At 61.0% G+C, this 14,952-nt stretch carries 12 protein-coding genes; 7 read left to right on the forward strand and 5 right to left on the reverse strand.

Translation table 11 applies throughout. The features are described from left to right. The first annotated feature begins 256 nt into the window (after positions 1-256). The 4 genes from EB809_RS06470 to EB809_RS06485 all read left to right on the forward strand — a co-directional run bounded on the left by EB809_RS06470 (position 257) and on the right by EB809_RS06485 (position 5,121). On the forward strand, positions 257-1,294 hold the full coding sequence (locus EB809_RS06470; RefSeq protein WP_123634005.1) for a TRAP transporter substrate-binding protein: 1,038 nt from the start codon (positions 257-259) through the stop codon (positions 1,292-1,294). A gap of 96 nt (positions 1,295-1,390) precedes the next feature. Next, complete coding sequence (locus tag EB809_RS06475) at positions 1,391-1,951, forward strand: TRAP transporter small permease (RefSeq protein ID WP_123634006.1); 561 nt, start codon at positions 1,391-1,393, stop codon at positions 1,949-1,951. Then, positions 1,948-3,273 carry a TRAP transporter large permease gene (locus EB809_RS06480; RefSeq protein WP_123634007.1) on the forward strand — a complete coding sequence of 442 codons (1,326 nt, stop codon included), beginning with the start codon at positions 1,948-1,950 and terminating at the stop codon, positions 3,271-3,273. Before EB809_RS06475 ends, EB809_RS06480 begins: the two co-directional genes overlap by 4 nt. A gap of 120 nt (positions 3,274-3,393) precedes the next feature. Then, entirely contained in the window at positions 3,394-5,121 is a 1,728-nt protein-coding gene (locus tag EB809_RS06485; RefSeq protein WP_123634008.1) for a tannase/feruloyl esterase family alpha/beta hydrolase, read from the forward strand. A gap of 284 nt (positions 5,122-5,405) precedes the next feature. On the opposite strand, the gene EB809_RS06490 is transcribed toward EB809_RS06485, so the two are convergent. The 3 genes from EB809_RS06490 to EB809_RS06500 form a co-directional block, all read right to left on the reverse strand. Then, complete coding sequence (locus EB809_RS06490; RefSeq protein WP_190294840.1) at positions 5,406-6,587, reverse strand: porin; 1,182 nt, start codon at positions 6,585-6,587, stop codon at positions 5,406-5,408. A gap of 403 nt (positions 6,588-6,990) precedes the next feature. Then, positions 6,991-7,473 carry a MarR family winged helix-turn-helix transcriptional regulator gene (locus EB809_RS06495; protein ID WP_223807843.1) on the reverse strand — a complete coding sequence of 161 codons (483 nt, stop codon included), beginning with the start codon at positions 7,471-7,473 and terminating at the stop codon, positions 6,991-6,993. 282 nt (positions 7,474-7,755) lie between these two features. Next, complete coding sequence (locus tag EB809_RS06500) at positions 7,756-8,628, reverse strand: aldo/keto reductase family oxidoreductase (protein ID WP_123634011.1); 873 nt, start codon at positions 8,626-8,628, stop codon at positions 7,756-7,758. 98 nt (positions 8,629-8,726) lie between these two features. On the opposite strand from EB809_RS06500, the gene EB809_RS06505 reads away from it, so the two are divergent. Next, the gene (locus EB809_RS06505; protein WP_123634012.1) at positions 8,727-9,629 is read left to right on the forward strand and encodes a LysR family transcriptional regulator; all 903 of its coding nucleotides are present in this window, start codon (positions 8,727-8,729) and stop codon (positions 9,627-9,629) included. 206 nt (positions 9,630-9,835) lie between these two features. Here the strand turns inward: EB809_RS06505 and EB809_RS06510 are convergent, their stop codons facing one another. Next, positions 9,836-10,363: a PEP-CTERM sorting domain-containing protein gene (locus EB809_RS06510; RefSeq protein WP_123634013.1), complete on the reverse strand. Its 528-nt coding sequence runs from the start codon at positions 10,361-10,363 to the stop codon at positions 9,836-9,838. Between the two features lie 772 nt (positions 10,364-11,135). On the opposite strand from EB809_RS06510, the gene katG reads away from it, so the two are divergent. Both katG and EB809_RS06520 read left to right on the forward strand, forming a co-directional pair. Further along, positions 11,136-13,349 carry a catalase/peroxidase HPI gene (gene katG / locus EB809_RS06515; protein ID WP_123634014.1) on the forward strand — a complete coding sequence of 738 codons (2,214 nt, stop codon included), beginning with the start codon at positions 11,136-11,138 and terminating at the stop codon, positions 13,347-13,349. 148 nt (positions 13,350-13,497) lie between these two features. Then, complete coding sequence (locus EB809_RS06520; protein WP_123634015.1) at positions 13,498-14,226, forward strand: hypothetical protein; 729 nt, start codon at positions 13,498-13,500, stop codon at positions 14,224-14,226. A gap of 427 nt (positions 14,227-14,653) precedes the next feature. Here the strand turns inward: EB809_RS06520 and EB809_RS20925 are convergent, their stop codons facing one another. After that, on the reverse strand, positions 14,654-14,827 hold the full coding sequence (locus EB809_RS20925) for an RSP_7527 family protein (RefSeq protein ID WP_190294841.1): 174 nt from the start codon (positions 14,825-14,827) through the stop codon (positions 14,654-14,656). Between the last annotated feature and the right edge of the window lie 125 nt (positions 14,828-14,952).

Here is a 14,952-nt window from a genome sequence, read left to right on the forward strand (position 1 = left end):
CATCGGGTCCGGCACCGTTCATCCTGAGCTTACCCACGGAGTTATCCACAGTTTATGTGGATGATACCGGCCGCACTGACGTCTTTTTCAGGGGACACCTTGCGCTCACCAGTCCACGGGTATACATTGCAAACACAGTATCAACAAAGTTGATATATTATTGATAAAAACAAGCCCTCAGAATGCCTGCCGCGGGCAAGGGGCTATCAACGCACGACAATCCGTACGCACTACAAAAACAAGACGAGGTGATCCCATGTTGAAGTTGCTGGTTTCCAGGTTGCTGGTGGTTCTCTTCCTGGCAGGAAGTGCGGCATCCGCCCAGGCTGCCGATGTCGTCCTGCGCCTGCACCAGATGCTCCCGCCGCAGGCGACGATTCCCGCCAAAGTCCTTGAACCCTGGGCCAAGAAGATCGAAGCGGAGTCCGGTGGGCGAATCGAAGTCCAGCTGTATCCCTCCATGCAGCTTGGCGGCCGCCCCGCCGATCTCGTCGATCAAGTACGGGACGGCGTGGTGGACCTCACCTGGACACTGTTCGGCTATACCCCGGGCCGCTTCCCCAAGACCGAAGTGTTCGAACTGCCGTTCATGATGACCAACGCCACCGCCACGTCCATGGCGTTCCAGGCGTACTACGAGAAGTATATGAAAGGGGATCTGAAGGGCATCCATGTGCTTGCGGTCCATACCCACGGTCCCGGCCTGCTCCACACCCGCAACCAGGCGGTCCGCTCCCTTGAGGACCTCGACGGTCTGAAAATCCGCGGCACGTCACGGGTGGTCAATGCCATGCTGGGCTCCCTGGGCGCCAGCGCCATCGGCATGCCCGTGTCCGCCACCCCGGAAGCCCTCTCCAAAGGGGTGATCGACGGCACCGTGATGCCCTTCGAGGTCACCACCGCCCTGAAGATCGCGGAGCTGGCGCCCTACCACACCCAATTCTCCGGCAAGCGTGGCCTGTATACGGGCACCTTCCTGTTCGCCATGAATGAGGCCCGCTACCAGAGCCTGCCCGCCGACCTGAAGAAAGTCATTGATGACAACTCCGGCATGGCGCTCGCCAAGCGCTTCGGCCAGGCCATGGATGAGGGCGACCGCGAAGGCCGCGCAGCCGCGGACAAGGCCGGCAACACGACCGTCACCCTGGACGCGAAGGAAACCGCGCGCTGGCACAAGGCCAGTGAGGCGGTGACAGCTGACTGGATCGAGGAAATGAACGACAAGGGCCTGCACGGCCAGGAACTCTACGACGCGGCCAAATCGCTGATCGACAAATACGACGCCGAGATGTGAGGGGCAGGCGAACACCGCCTGCCGTTCTCCATGACAACGGCCCGGCCGCAAACGGCCGGGCCTCTGAGCCCAAGCCGTTCCAGATCAAGGTAACCAATGACTTCTTCCTCCGCCGGTCTCTATAGCCGTATCGAGGCGCTGGTCACCGCATCCGCCCGAATACTGATTGTCTTCAGCGGGTTCCTCCTCATCAGCGCCATTCTCATTACCTGTTCCAGCATCACCGGGCGAGCCCTGACATCGGTCGGGTTGTCCGCGATCCCCGGGGATTACGAGCTGGTGGAAATCCTCTGCGGCCTGGCCGTGTTTGCCTTCATGCCCTATTGCCAGCTGTCCCGGGGCCATATCAGCGTGGATCTGTTCATCCAGGGCCTGGGCCCCAAAGCGATGGCCTGGACGCAGCTGCTGGGCGACGTAGTGATGACCGGACTGGTGACGGTCATGGCCTGGCGTCACTTTGCCGGCACCCTCGACAAGCACGCCTACGGCGAGACCTCGTTCATCCTGCAGATTCCCGTCTGGTGGTCCTATGCCGTGGCCATGGTCCTGCTGGCCCTGTTCTGGCTCACCAGCCTGTTTACCGTGTGGCGGGACATCGTCGCGCTGCGTACGGGATCGTTCGACGATCACTCAGCTTCCGGAGGCGAGCACGCATGAGCAGTATCGACATCGCCCTGTGGTCGTTCCCGGTCCTGATCGCGCTGATCTTTATCCGAATTCCCATCGGCGCGGCCATGCTGCTGACCGGCCTGGTGGGCACCTGGCTGGTAACCGGGAGCTGGACGCCCATCCTGGCCCAGATGAAGAACCTGAGCTGGTCCAACTTTGCCAACTATTCCCTGTCGATTATCCCGCTGTTCCTGTTGATGGGGCAGTTCGCAGCACACGGCGGCATGTCCCGGTCGCTGTTCAAGGCGGCCGAGGCGTTCCTGGGGCATCGCCGGGGCGGCGTGGCCATGTCCGCCGTCGGCGCCTGTGCCGGATTCGGGGCCATCTGCGGCTCCTCACTGGCCACCGCCGCCACCATGGCCCAGGTGACCCTGCCGGAACTGCGCCGCTACGGCTACTCGGGTGGTCTGGCGACGGCGGCACTGGCCGCCGGCGGGACGCTGGGCATCCTGATTCCACCGTCGGTGGTGCTGGTGATCTACGCGATCCTGACCGAGCAGAACATCGCGAAGCTGTTCGTCGCCGCGTTCGTACCCGGCATTCTCGCCGCCGTGTTCTACCTGGTGGCCATTTCGGTGATCGTGCGGGTCTCGAAGGACGCCGAAACCACCTGTGACCGCGTCCCCTGGCCGGCCCGGCTGTCGGCCGTCATCGAAATCTGGCCAGTGCTGGTGATCTTTTTCCTGGTGGTGGGCGGCATCTACCTGGGCTGGTTCACGCCCACGGAGGCCGCCGCCATTGGTGCCGCCGGCACCGGACTGGTGGCCTGGATCAAGGGTGGCCTGGACCGCGTGCGCCTGATGGATTGCCTGAAGAAGACGGCGGTGTCATCCGGCATGATCTTCTTTATCGTGCTGGGGGCCGGCGTTTACAACACGTTCCTGGCCTTTTCCCAGCTCCCCCAGAGCGGCGCGGCCTGGGTGGTCGAACAGGGCTTCTCCCCCTGGCTGATCCTGACGATCATCCTGGCGCTCTTCATCGTTCTGGGCTGCATCATGGACTCCATGTCCATGATCCTGCTGACCGTACCGATCTTCTTCCCGATCGTCAGTGCCATGGATTTCGGTCTGCCTCCTGAGGAGTTCGCCCTCTGGTTCGGCATCCTCATCCTGGTGGTCGCCGAGGTGGGCCTGATCACCCCGCCCGTCGGACTGAACCTGTTCATCATCAACTCGATGGCGCCCGGCGTTCCCATGCGCGACACCTACCGCGGCATCCTGCCTTTCATCTCGGCGGACATCCTGCGCACCTTGGTGCTGGTGCTGTTCCCGCCGATCAGTCTGTGGCTGGTCCGACTGCTCTATTCCTGACCCGCCGCTTTCCGGTTCGAGCCCTGCGCTGTACTCGAATCCATTCGCAAAGGGTCGCCCCGGGCGGCCCTTTGCTTCATGAGTGCCTTAAACAATTAAGACAATACCAAGGAGCTAATCATGATCAGAAAAAGGTATCCGGCATGGATACTCGCCGGTTCCGTGCTGCTCACCGGGTGCAACTCGGACGACTCGTCTGACGATGCAGCCGCCTACACCCCAGCCCAGCGCTGCGAGTCACTGAAGGACCAGGCACTGGACGAGACGCAGCTCACTTCGTCCACCCTTGAAACCACCGGCGATAACGGTGTGCAGGCCTGCCACGTCGCCGGCAAAATCAACGAGCGAACCAGCCCCGTGGACGGACAGACCTACGCCATCGGCTTTGAGCTGTGGCTGCCGGTGGACTGGAACGGCCGGTTTTACTATCAGGGCGGTGGTGGCACCGACGGGGCGATTCAGTCCGTGGATCCGGCCATGCTGGCTGATGGTTGGGCCGTCGTGGTTTCCGACAGCGGTCACAGTAACGACACCAACGTCTCGGAACTGGCCGGCACCAACGAATTCGGTCTCGATCCCCAGGCCCGGCTGGACTATGGCTACAACGGCCCGGCCCAGGCGACCCTGAAAGCCAAGGCCCTGACGGAATCGTTCTATGACGACGCCATCGATTACTCGTACTTCCAGGGCTGTTCCGAAGGCGGGCGTGAGGGGCTGATGTTCTCCCAGCGTTATCCGACCTACTTCGACGGCATCGTCGCGGGCAACCCGGGCATGGACCTGCCCAAGGCGGCGGTCGCGGAAGCCTGGGATTCGCAGGCCTTCGCCGAGGCCGCGACGCAAACTACCGAGTTCGGCAACCCCGACCTGGCCAGCGCCTTCAGCGATGACGACCTGTCGACCATTGGCGACGCCATTCTGGATGCCTGCGACGCCGACGACGGTCTGGTCGATGGCATGGTCTTCGATCCCCAGGCCTGCGACTTCGATCCCAGCGCCCTGGGACCCGGCGGTACGGGTGATCTGACAGCCGTGCAGGTGACCGCACTGCAAAAGGTCTTCGGCGGCGCCAGAAATTCCCTGGATGAACCACTCTACGCCGGCTGGTTCTGGGATCCAGGCGTTGCCGCCCAGGGTTGGCGCATATGGAAAACCGGCCCACTGTCCCCGGACATTCCCGGCAACAGCGGCCTGAACGTCACGCTCGGCGGCGGTTCATTGCCTTTCGTTTTCACCACTCCACCCAATTCGATGACCAACGGCACCGCGATCACCACCGGGAGCCAGGTGGAAGACGCCAATCCCCTCGATCAACCGGGCATGAGCGGTTATGGCGGCGCCTTCGTGCAGTGGATCCTGGGCTTCAACATGGATACGGACGCCCCCAAGATCTACGCAACCGATGACACCTACACCGAAGCGGCCATGACCTTCATGGGCACCAGCTCCACGGACTATGCCGGCTTCCGGGACCACGGCAGCAAGCTGCTGGTGTACACCGGCCAGGCGGACCCGGTGTTCTCATCGAAATACCATCTGCAGTGGTACAACAACCTGGTCTCGGCCAACGGCGGGCTGGCGGCAACCCAAAGCTTTGCCCGGATCTTCGTCGTTCCCGGCATGAACCATTGCGGCGGCGGCCCGAGCACCTCCCAGTTCGACTCGCTCGATGCGCTGCAGCAGTGGGTCGAAAAAGACCGGGCACCCGAGCGCATCACGGCGACCGCGCCGGAAGGCACGCCCTGGCCCGGCAGGACGCGGCCCCTCTGCGCGTATCCCCAGCAGGCCCACTACACGGGATCCGGCGACATCGAGGACGCCAGCAACTTTGAGTGCCGCACCCCCTAGGCACGGCCTCGCGGCCCTGGGGATTCCAATCCGGGGCCACGCCTGATGGCGTGACGGCATGGGGCCGGGTGTCTTCCCGGCTACCATCGCCGCCACGCCATTTTTGTTGGGGGCTTTGTCAGGGGCCGCCCGGCCCCCACGACTCGAGGGCAGAGCCCTATGCCCGACGTCGAAGAGGCTTCCCTGTTGCGGGCCCCGAACACCACCCAAGCGCCGTGAACCGCCCACAAAAAAGGGGCTGACATCCGCCAGCCCCTTTCTTCCCGCGTTGCAGCACCCGGGTTTCAGAACTTGTAACGCAACCCCACCATGTAGCCTTCCTGGCTCTCGCCGGCGGCCGGCGCGGTATTGGGACCGGCACCGGATACGGCGTAGGCCGCATTGTCGCTGTTGGTGATGTACCCCATCTGGGCATAGGTATCCAGGCCCGAGGCCAGGTTATAGATACCCCGGATCACCGCCAGCGTGGCGTCGGCATCCTGGTCGTCGTTCGTGATGTCGTACACCCCGCCATCCAGCGTGAATTTGGGCGTGAACTTGTAATTGGCGGTCACGTAGTACGCATCCGACTGGATGTTGGTGGCCGCGGTGTCCAGTTCGCGACCCAGCCAGCCCACGCCGACCTTGCCATCCCCCAGCTTCACGTAGCCGCCCAGGCTGGTGCGGCGATCCGTGTCGCCGGAGTCGCTCATATCCACGGGCGGCTGGCCGTTGAAGAAGAACGCCTGCGCACCGTCACCGCCGTTGAGCGTGTCGATCGCCGCGGCGAGACCAAACGTGCCGGCATCGTATTTGAGCATGGCCGACCAGGCCTGACAGGCGGAGGAGTCGCCCACCTGCAGGGACTCGCCGCCGCAGGTACCGGACGCCGGCACCCCCCCGCTGGTGTCGCGACCGAAGGAGTAGCTGACGCCGGCGGAAATCCGGTCGGTGAAACGATGCATCCAGGACAGGGAATTGTCGTAGCGGGCATTGGGCAGATAGGCATCCAGGGAACCCAGCGCATAGATGTTGGGGCCGATAAGATCGGAGGTCCCCTGGGCGAACAGGAAGACCGAATACTGACGTCCTACGGTCAATCGGCCATAGGGGGTTTGCAACCCGACATAGAGCTGGCGACCGAACAGTCGACCGCCCTGCCCCTGGGTGCCGTCATCGGCGTTGAACCCCATCTCCAGCTTGGCCAGACCCCGGTAGCCCTCGGCGATGTCAATGTGGGCGTCGATACCCAACCGCGATGCCATGGTGCCGGTGATGGCGGGGATTCGTGTCAGCCCGTCGCTGTCTTCCCCGATGTTGGTGATGTGTTCGACGCCGGTATCCAGAACACCGTAGAGGGACACATCGGAGCGATCCGCAAGCGACCCCGGCTCCGGTGCCTGCGCCTGTTGCTTCTGCAGCGCTTCAATCTGCTGGCGCTGGACTTCGAGCTGTTGTTGAAGATCCTCCAGGCTCGTTGCTGCCAAAGCAGGCAGCGCCGGGAGAGACAGAGCCGCGATCAGGGCCAGGCTCAGCCCCCGTTTTGCAGGTAGGCTCGTTCGTTGTTGTTTTGTTGTTTTTGTTCTCATTCATCAACCTCCTATCAGGCTTTTGTCGGGCGTTGCTGCGCCCGGTCTCCGGAACGGTGCGTTGATCGCTGCGAGTGACGCCTAAGTGGAACGCACTACGGCAATCAATTAAATATCAACCAAGTTGATATTTAATTGATGCTATTCCTATTATTGAACAAAAGCAAGACAATGCCGGCAGCGCCTCAGCAGCAAGCGCTACGCGGCCGACAGGTCACCGTTCAGGGGGTGGAATGCGATTGACGTCTTCGAATCGGAAAGGCCGGCTGTCCGGCGGAAACGCGAGTCAAACAGGAGAGGCTTAGAGTTCCGCCAGCATTCTGACCAGGCTGCGCAACTGGTTCTTCAGCGCCAGGCTCTCGTCAACGGACAGTTCAGCCAGCATGCGACGCTCAAGCTCAGCGATCACCTTGTCTCCCTCCGCGAGGATATCCTTGCCCGCGTCGGTCAGGCTGATCTGGATGATGCGTTTGTGGGTGGGATCCGGTTTGCGTTCGATCCAGGCGTTTTTTTCCATCACCTTGATCAATTCGTTGGCCGCCTGCGGCGAGACCATGGTGCGCTCTGCCAACTGCGCATTGGACTGCTGCCCGCGAATGTCGACAACAGACAGCGCGGTGTACTGCCCCACCGTCAGCCCCAGTGGCGACAAGGCGTGCCGTATATGGCGATTCAGCGAACGGTCCAGACGACCAATAATGTAGGCCACCCCCAGAGGCTTCTCCGTCGGCAAATCGTCTGAGCCTCTGAGCTTGTCTTCCGGCAGCGTCTTCTTGGTCGACAATTCTGAATCCTCCATCGAGTCTTTGAACAAACTGATACCCAGTCGACGCCGATTATAGAGTATCAACGTCAAATCAAGCTACTTCATACAATTTAGCTTCAGCCTGATCGTGCCGCGATCTTGATGGTTCCGCCCAAACGCCTCTTGCTCAAATACCAGCCACAGTCCGCCACGCCGCTGTTCATCAGGCTGACGGTCATTCATCCTGAGCTTACCCACGCTCTTATCCACAGATTCTGTGGATGGCGTGGGCAGGCCCGGGATGGGTTCACTCAGGTGGTTTCACCCAGGTTTGGCCACGCGCTCCAACGCCGTCATCGCGGCGTCGGGCAAGGTCAGTGAAGCCGCCGCCAGATTTTCGCGCAAGTGCGCCAGCGACGAGGTACCGGGAATCAGGAGAATGTTGGGCGACCGCCGCAGCAGCCAGGCCAGCGCCACCTGCATCGGCTGAGCGTCCAGATCGTTGGCCACCTGGTCGAGAATCGACGACTGCAATGGCGAAAACCCACCCAGGGGAAAGAACGGGACATAGGCGATGCCATGGCGGGCCAGGTCGTCGATCAGGTCATCATCATCCCGGTGGGCCAGGTTGTACTGGTTCTGCACGCAAACGACCGGCGCAATACGGCGCGCTTCCGCCACCTGCGCAGCGGTGACGTTGCTTAACCCGAGGTGACGGATCAGTCCCTGCTGCTGCAGTTCGGCCAGCACAGTGAAAGGCTCTTCCAGCGAGCCTTCGGCCGGGCCGTGAGTGTCGAACATGGCGCGCAGGTTCACCACGTCGAGCGCCTCGACGCCAAGGTGCTCCAGGTTATCATGCACCGCCTGGATCAACGCCTGCCGCGAAAAAGCGGGCAACCAGTTGCCTTCGCCATCGCGACGGGCGCCGATTTTGGTGGCAATCGTCAAGTCGTCGCCATAAGGATGCAGTGCGTCCCTTATCAGTCGATTGGTGACGTATGGACCGTAAAAGTCCGACGTGTCGATGTGATTCACGCCACGGGCAATCACTTCTTTCAGAACGGCTTTTGCGGCCTGCGGATCTTTGGGCGGGCCGAACACACCGGGCCCCGCCAGCTGCATGGCGCCATACCCCAGTCGATTCACCCGTCGGTCGCCCAGCTGGTATGTGCCTGCGTCATGGATTGCGGTCATGGAAACTCTCCTTTGATGGGAACCGCAAACAGTCTAAAAAGCCGCCATCTGTGCGACAATCAGGCAAATTAAAGACGGGCTGTACGGATATTCGGACAATGACAACCGACCTGAACGACCTGGGCGCCGTCGTAGCCGTAGCGAAAGCCGGCGGCTTCCGGGAAGCAGCACGCGCCACCGGAAGTAGCGCCTCACGGCTGAGTGATGCCGTACGCCGGATGGAAGCTTCATTGGGCATTCGCCTGTTTAATCGCACCACACGAAGCGTGGTTCCCACCGAAGCCGGCACGCTGTTGCTGTCCCGGCTGGCGCCGGCCATGAGTGAGATCGACACGGCCCTGGATTCCCTGAATCGCCTGCGGGACCGGCCCAGTGGCACCCTGCGGCTGAATGTCCCCGTCAGTGCGGCGAAGCTGGTGCTGCCGGATATCGTGGTGCCATTCCTCGAGGCCTACCCCGAGATCAAGCTGGAGATCATCGCGGAAAGCAACGTGGTCGACGTCTTCAAGGCCGGCTGCGACGCGGGCATTCGCTACGACGAGCGTCTGGAACAGGACATGATCGCCATCCCCATCGGCCCCCGCACCCAGCGTTTTGCGGTGGCCGCCGCGCCGTCCCTGCTGGACCGTTTGGGCCATCCCGGCCATCCGCGCGACCTGCTGGACTATCCATGCATCCGGGGGCGCTATGCCTCCGGCACGTCAACGGCGTGGGAGTTCGAAAAATCGGGAGAAATCATCCGGATCGAACCGACCGGACCGCTGACGGTCAGCATCGGCGCGGCGGTGGATCTGTCCGTGCAGGCTGCCGTTGGCGGAACGGGCGTCATCCAGCTGTTTGAGTCCTGGCTGCAACCCCACCTCGACAGCGGCGCCCTGGAGCCGGTACTGGAGCCCTGGTGGCAGACGTTCTCCGGCCCCTATCTGTACTACCCCGGCCACCGCCTGGTGCCGGCGCCGCTGCGCGCCTTTATCGATTTCATCAAGGCCCGGGATCTTTGAGGCGATAGCCCGCCTCCAAAGTGCCCTGTGATGTCCGCAGTCGGCGCTTCCGGCCCCTCAGTTCCAAACCGAAGCGCTAACCCCGGGCCCGCTCTAACCATACCAGTCAGAGGGGCCAGCCCAATCACGTTTCATGCAGGCGTATCATTTTTTGCGAAAGCCGGGATCGACTCGCCACATCGGTCACACGGTCGACCGATCCCGGTTCAGCGGCGTTTGCGCCGTCCGGCCAGCATTCCCGCCAGCCCCAGACCAAACAACGCCATGCTGGCAGGTTCGGGTACATCAACCGTGCTGATCTTGGTCAAACCGGCGATGAAAAAGTAACCGGTGTGGGTACTGACCACTTCGACGGAAGCGCCTTCAAATGGGGCCGTTTTATCCAGGTTGTGGAAAATGTCCTCACCGGCTTCCAGGAAGAAAAGATCCAGATACAGGAAGCAGGACACATCCCCTACGGTAAACGGCTCAAAACCATTTTCGTAAAGTTGTCCGACATTCGATACCGGCTGATCGTACATCAGCGGTACGAAGCCCTCCCACTCGAAGTTCACCGGTGTACTGGCAAACGTGGCAGACACCAGGCCCCGGCGCTGGTCATCTACCGTAAAAAGCCCGACCGCATCATAGGACTCATACGGGTTTTCAATCTTGTTGGTATACGCATAGGTAATCAGTGCGGCATGAGCGGGTGCGATAACACTCAGCGCCAGCAGCAGTAGCAGGGCTCTCATAACGATCTCCGGATCCTTGCTCGGATGACGTGATAACGGGCCTGAATATCCCAGAGCAGGAAGTTGTCATTGTTGAAGCCGGAATCCTCACACATGGCGGGTTGAAAAGCAGGCATTACCGCAAAGACCCGGAGGTCGCTTTTTCTCACCAAATCCCTGTCGGATTCTGACCAGTTACGTCTCCAGAAAACACGGGCAATAACCGGGCCACAAACTGTTATCTCAGGGAGTTGCGGGGCAACGTGAAGGAGGACCGTAAAATAACCTGACACTTTGCGATTGGGAGGCTGCAGCCCCTTTTACACCGGCATCGGACAAACCTGAATCCGGCCTGGCCAACGGCTTGTTTTGACTCCCCATATCATCGGTGCGTCGGAAATGTTGCCATCGACTGTTCAGATACACGCCCCTGCTAAAGGCTCGCCATCAGTGAAACGGCCATAGAGTCCCTGGGCGAGAAACGGGTCAATTGCCGACCATCTTCACGCAGCCCATACCCCGTCTCGTTCTGATCGCTTCGTCTCCAGCCTACCCACACACTTATCCACAGTTTCTGTGGACAGCGCCGGTTCCTGGAACCCCATAATTTTAATCAATTGAACCAATTAACGGCTTGGCAGGTCACAGTCAAAAACTATTGCTCTGGTTAAAAAAAGCAAATTTGTGCATTGGCCGCGGGTTGCTACGTTTATTAAATCGACAGACGCGACATCCGAGGTGTCGTCAAGCCTCGATCGCTGTTCCAACAACGCAGGAATAACGGAGAGAACAAATGGCCGAGAACATAGGAAAGTCAGGCGGGTGCCCGGTGATGCATGGGGCCCATACGAGGCTCGAAGACAAAGGCACCTACAACAAGGACTGGTGGCCCAACCAGTTGAACCTCAGCATCCTTCGCCAACACACCAGCAAATCCAACCCGCTGGGCGAAGACTTTAACTACGCCGAAGAATTCAAGAAGCTGGACCTGGCCGCGGTCAAGCGCGACCTGACCATGCTGATGACCGATTCCCAGGACTGGTGGCCAGCGGACTTCGGGCACTACGGCGGCCTGATGATCCGCATGGCCTGGCACAGCGCCGGCACCTACCGTATTGGCGATGGCCGTGGTGGCGCCGGTGGCGGTCAACAACGTTTCGCACCGCTCAACGGCTGGCCGGACAACGTGAACCTGGACAAGGCCCGTCGCCTGCTCTGGCCGATCAAGAAGAAATACGGCAACAAGCTGTCCTGGGCGGATCTCTACATTCTTGCCGGTAACGTGGCGCTGGAATCCATGGGCTTCAAGACCTTCGGTTTTGCCGGCGGCCGTGAAGATACGTGGGAGCCAGAAGAAGACGTTTACTGGGGCGCCGAGAAAGAGTGGCTGGGCAGTGACGAGCGTATCGTCGACAAGGCCAACCGCGAGCTGGAAAACCCGCTGGGTGCGACCCACATGGGCCTCATCTACGTGAATCCGGAAGGTCCCGAGGGCGAACCGGATCCGGTTAAAGCCGCCCACGACATCCGTGAAACCTTCAAGCGCATGGCGATGAACGACGAGGAAACCGTCGCCCTGATTGCCGGCGGCCATACTTTCGGCAAAACCCACGGTGCCGGCAGCGAAGACCAGATGGGGCCCGATCCGGAAGCCGCTCCCATCGAGATGATGGGGATGGGCTGGAAGAGCAGCTACGGCAAGGGTAAAGGCGAGGACACCATGGGCGGCGGTCCCGAGGTCATCTGGACCCAGACGCCGACCCAGTGGAGCAACAACTTCTTCGCGAACCTGTTCGGCTATGAGTGGGAGCTGACCACCAGCCCGGCCGGTGCCAAGCAGTTCGTGGCCAAGGGCGCCAAAGGCGATGAAATGCCGGGACCGGAGAAGGACTCGCCGCGCCGCGCACCCACCATGCTGGTGACCGACCTGTCGCTGCGCTACGACCCGGAATACGAGAAGATTTCCCGTCACTTCTACGAAAACCCGGAAGAGTTCGCCGACGCGTTCGCCCGCGCCTGGTTCAAGCTGACGCATCGTGACATGGGCCCGAAATCCCGCTATCTCGGCCCGGAAGTGCCGGCCGAAGATCTGCTCTGGCAGGATCCGGTACCGCCGGTGGATCACGACCTGGTGAACGATCAGGACGTGGCCGACCTGAAGAGTAAGCTGCTGAATTCCGGCCTGTCTGTCTCCGAACTGGTGTCCACGGCCTGGGCGTCCGCCTCCACTTTCCGCGGCTCCGACATGCGCGGCGGGGCCAACGGCGCCCGTCTGCGCCTCGCGCCGCAGAAAGACTGGGCGGTGAATGAGCCGGCCAAACTCGGCAAGATCCTGCAGACGCTTGAGGGTATCCAGAAATCCTTCAACGATGCCCAGTCCGGCAACAAGAAGATTTCGCTCGCCGATCTGATTGTGCTGGGTGGCAGTGCCGGTATCGAGAAGGCCGCGAAGGACGCCGGCCACAGCATCGAGGTGCCGTTCGCGCCGGGTCGGACCGACGCCAGCCAGGACCAGACGGACATCGAGGCTTTTGAGCCGCTGGAACCGCAAGCTGATGGCTTCCGCAACTACCGTCGCACCAAGTTCGCGGTGCCGGATGAGGACATGCTGATCGATCGCGCCCAGCTGTTGCAGCTCACCGCGCCGGAAATGACGGTGTTGGTCGGCGGCCTGCGGGTCCTCGGCGCCAACTCGGGCGATTCCGGGCACGGCGTGTTCACGGACAAGGTCGGCGCGCTGACCAATGACTTCTTCGTCACCGTCACCGACATGGGTCTGGAGTGGAAGCCCTCACCCAGCGATGGCGACGTGTTCGAAGGTCACGACGTGAAGACCAACGACGTGAAATGGACCGGCACCCGGGTGGACCTGATCTTTGGTTCCAACTCGCAGCTGCGGGCCCTGAGTGAGGTCTATGCCCAGGACGACGCGAAGGAGAAATTCGTGAAGGACTTCGTGAAAGCCTGGACCAAAGTGATGAACGCCGACCGCTTCGATCTCGCCTGATCGCGTCGTCGGAAACCGAAGGGCGCCACAGCCGGTGGCGCCCTTTTTTGTGGCCGGCTACCCGGCCGCATCACAGACAAGCCCGCTGTCCTGCGCTAACCTGTTGTTTCTGAAACGTTCAAGCCGCCCGCTCAAAACAGGTTTTCCCTTGCGTACCTACATCAAACAGTCTTTCCATTTCCTGATCGCCCACTTTCGCCGGATCTTCAGTCTGTTCCTGGTTTACCTGGTGTTCTTCGCCGCCGCGGACTGGCTACACACCCAGCTCTACCCTGTGGTGGCACAAAAGCAGATGCTGAGCTGGGGATTCATGATCGTCGACTGCGTGATCACGGCTTTTGCCTTTTCGTCCATGCTTCAGCTGTTTGAAGATCTGCGGGTGGATGCCGCGCAACCCGTGCTGAGCTACCTGAACCGGGCACCGCGCTTCTTCGCGCCCCTGTTCACGTTGTTGCTGGCACTGAAGCTGGCAGCGCTGCCGCTGCTGTTCTGGCCGTCCTGGGTGCTGATGCTGCTGATTTTCCTGGCGGGCGTGAAGCTGTCGTTTGCGGTCTTTGAAGTGGTCCGCATGCGGCGAGGTGTGCTCGACTCCCTATCGGCCAGTTGGGCGCGAACGCAGGGGTTCATGGTCGCATTGGTGTTGTCGTCGGTACTGGCGGGCGTCGGATCGGGACTGTTTGCCTGGCTGGTGCATGTCGCCTTTGTGAAGCTCGCACTGGCCGGTGAGCCAACCGTGTCCTACGACCCGGGCGTCGCCTTGCTGGTCCGCTTTATCGCGTCACTGTCCCTGTTTTTCTACGTCGCGGGCGGCGTCTTTGCGTATCGGCTGTATTGCGCGGCGGTGGAAGCCGGGGAAGGCTCATCCGTCAGGGAATGAGTATGAACGGGCTTTTCCGTTCAACGAAACGGAAGCAGATTGATTCAATCGATGACTTGCAGAGGGTGCCCCTCTATCCGAGACAGGGTGTCCCGGTGGCGCCGTGAGGCAGACAGGCTGGCCAGGAAGGCCAGCCAATCTCCACACGAGGATCGCAGCGTCTGGTGTCCCGCTTGGTTGATTCGTTGACCTACTGCGCACCGCTGAGGCCTCTGGCCAAGGCGGCAGCCCGCCGGTGTGGTGGTTCCACATCAAGGGTTGGCAACGCAGGTCCAGAGGCCTCAGCGGTACGCCCTTCGGGAGCGTCTGAACGCTTTGATAGCGGTGTTGCGGCAGCTTGAATTGGAACCACCAAACCTTCGCTACCGCGCCTTGCTATCAAAGCGTTCAGGCGCTCAGTAGATCAACGAATCAACCAAGCGGGACACTAGTGGCTGGTAGACAACTTCGCGGGTTGGGCGCTGAACAGCCCCTTGATCTTGGCTTTCAGTGCAGAACCCAGTTCAGCAACGTATTCGCTGCGCTGTTGATGGGCAACCTGGATGTAGTAATCAATATCGATGTTACCGAGAGAGTCTGTTTTCAGTGCTTGCTTGGCCATGGTGGGTGTCCTCGTCTGGCTGTGTTTAATCTCTACGCTGCCAATGGTAAGGACACCGCCCTTGTTGAAAAAGCGATCATTTCTAAGGAGAATGCTGAATATTTCTCAACAGTAGTGGAAAACCG

It is taken from the genome of Marinobacter sp. R17, from assembly GCF_003789045.1.
Classification (GTDB): domain Bacteria; phylum Pseudomonadota; class Gammaproteobacteria; order Pseudomonadales; family Oleiphilaceae; genus Marinobacter_A; species Marinobacter_A mangrovi.